Origin of the sequence: Sphingomonas sp., assembly GCF_031380695.1 — a bacterium.
Lineage (GTDB): Bacteria > Pseudomonadota > Alphaproteobacteria > Sphingomonadales > Sphingomonadaceae > Sphingomicrobium.
In genome coordinates this window covers 1-2,102 of record NZ_JANMWY010000160.1, presented here as the reverse complement: position 1 = coordinate 2,102, position 2,102 = coordinate 1, and the positions used below count along the sequence as shown (strand labels likewise).

Annotated in this window: 3 protein-coding genes; 2 read left to right on the top strand and 1 reads right to left on the bottom strand. The window is 65.5% G+C overall.

Annotated elements, in window-relative coordinates; translation table 11 throughout:
• Positions 1-267, top strand: a 267-nt coding sequence (locus RMN84_RS06030; RefSeq protein ID WP_309611289.1) for an NUDIX hydrolase, incomplete at its 5' end; no start/stop codon positions are given.
• Here RMN84_RS06030 and RMN84_RS06025 read toward each other — a convergent pair.
• Positions 264-1,331, bottom strand: coding sequence for a phosphotransferase family protein (locus RMN84_RS06025; protein ID WP_309611288.1), 1,068 nt, complete (start codon positions 1,329-1,331; stop codon positions 264-266). The genes RMN84_RS06030 and RMN84_RS06025 overlap by 4 nt on opposite strands.
• 87 nt (positions 1,332-1,418) lie before the next feature.
• Between RMN84_RS06025 and RMN84_RS06020 the strand changes: the two genes are divergently transcribed.
• Positions 1,419-2,102 (top strand): metallophosphoesterase (locus RMN84_RS06020; RefSeq protein ID WP_309611287.1); only part of this gene is annotated, 684 nt, incomplete at its 3' end.

Here is a 2,102-nt window from a genome sequence, read left to right as displayed (position 1 = left end):
GCGCGCGAGCTCGAAGAGGAAACCGGTTACCGTGCGGCGCGGATCGAGCTGCTCGGCGACTTCCACTCCTCGCCCGGAATGCTGTCGGAAAGCTTTACTCTGGTCCGCGCCCACGGGCTGGCAAAGGTCGGCGAGGGCGGCGGGGTCGCGAGCGAAGAGATCACCGTCCACCGCGTGGCCCGAGCGAACGTCGCCTCGTTCATGGCTGAGCGCAGGGCGGCGGGGGTGGCGATGGATGTGAAGCTGCTCGCGCTGCTGGATATTTAAATTCGCGCTCCCTGCGCCATGTCCCAAGCCAGCTCTGCCATCGGCTCCAGCCGCCCCGCCATCTCAGCGGCATGGGCCGACGAGGCCGTGCCGCGCGCCAGCCGTCCCTTGATGCCGTGGACGATGGCGGCGATGCGGAACATCACGAACACCATCAGATAATCGAGGTCGGGCAGATGATCGCGCCCGGTTCGTGCACAGTAAGCGGCGACATAGTCGGCCTCCGATGGAATGCCGAGCGCGGCCAGGTCGATCCCGGCAATGCCGGTGAACAGCTTGGCGGGCATACGGTACATCATCAGATGATAGGCAAAGTCCGCGACCGGATCGCCGAGTGTCGACAATTCCCAGTCGAGTACCGCCGCGACCTCTGGCCGGGCGGGATCGAAGATCATATTGTCGCAGCGGAAGTCGCCATGGAACACGCGCGATTCGCCGCGATCGGCGGGCAGATGCTGCTTCAGCCATTCGGCTACCCAATCCATCGCCGGGACGCGACCGGCTTCGACGTCGCCTTCATATTGCTTTGACCAGCGGCCAACCTGACGCTCCACGAAGCCCGCCGCGCGGCCATAATCGCCCAGCCCGATCGCGACCGGGTCAAGGCTGTGCAGCGCGGCAATGGTGGCATTCATCGCGTCGAAATGGGCGGCGCGTTCGGCGTTGTTCATACCCGGGAAGGCCGCGTCCCAGATAATCCGCCCATCGACCATGTCCATCACGAAAAACGGTGTGCCGAGCACAGTTTCGTCCTCGCACAGGGCATGAACTCGCGGCACCGGGAAGCGTGCCAAACCCAGCGCCTGCATCACCCGCGCTTCGCGCTCGACCGCATGGGCACCCTTCAGCAGCTTGCCCGGCGGCTTGCGGCGCAGGACATAATTCGCGCCCGGCGTGGTCAGCCTGTAGGTCGGGTTGGACTGGCCGCCGGCGAACTGGCTGACGCTGATCGGCCCGGCAAATCCCGCGACATGCTCTGCCATCCACGCGGCCAGCGCGTCCTCGTCGAACCGCAGATGTTCGGGGATGTCGCGCGTGCCGCTGTTCGCTTCGGTCCTGTCCATAACCTGTCCTAACCGACCTGTGGTTCCGCGCAAGATGGCGGTCCCGCGCGAGATGGACCCGAATCCGGCCCGCCGCGTTCACTCGCCATGGCCCGCATCCTTCACTTATCCGACCTCCATTTCGGCGCGCATGATCCGGCGATCGTCACGGCGGTCGAACGCCGCGTCGACGAAGAGAAGCCCGACCTGATCGTCATCAGCGGCGACTTTACGCAGCGCGCGCGAACATCGCAGTTCGAGGAGGCCGGTGCGTTTCTCGACCGGTTGCGCGAGGCGGGCCATGAGGTGCTGGCAGTGCCCGGCAATCACGATGTGCCGCTATATGATGTGCTGCGCCGCTTCCTGTCGCCGCTGAGACGCTACAAGAAATATATCGACGAGAGTTTGTGCCCGTTCCACGAGCTGCCCGGCGTCAGCATCATGGGGATCAACACGGCGCGATCGGCGACGTTCAAGGATGGCAGCGTCAGCCACGAGCAGATCGCCTTCATCCGCGAGAGCTTCGCTGCCACCGACCCGAAAGCGGTCCGCGTCCTCGTCACCCACCATCCGCTGTTTGCCCTGCCAACCGGCACCGGCATGGGCGTGCCGGTCGATCATCAGCAGGACGCACTGGTCGCCATCTGCGAAGCGGGCATCGACCTGCTACTGGCCGGGCATAACCACCTCGCATCGAGCACGGCCAGTTCGCTTGTCCACGGTGCGGGCCGCGCGCTGGTCATCCAGGCCGGCACTGCAACCTCGATCCGGGTGCGCGGGCAGGGGCAGAGC

Bases quoted from the DNA above. Each gene is read 5' to 3' on its own strand.
- RMN84_RS06025 (WP_309611288.1), bottom strand. From the start codon at position 1,331: ATGGACAGGACCGAAGCGAACAGCGGCACGCGCGACATCCCCGAACAT.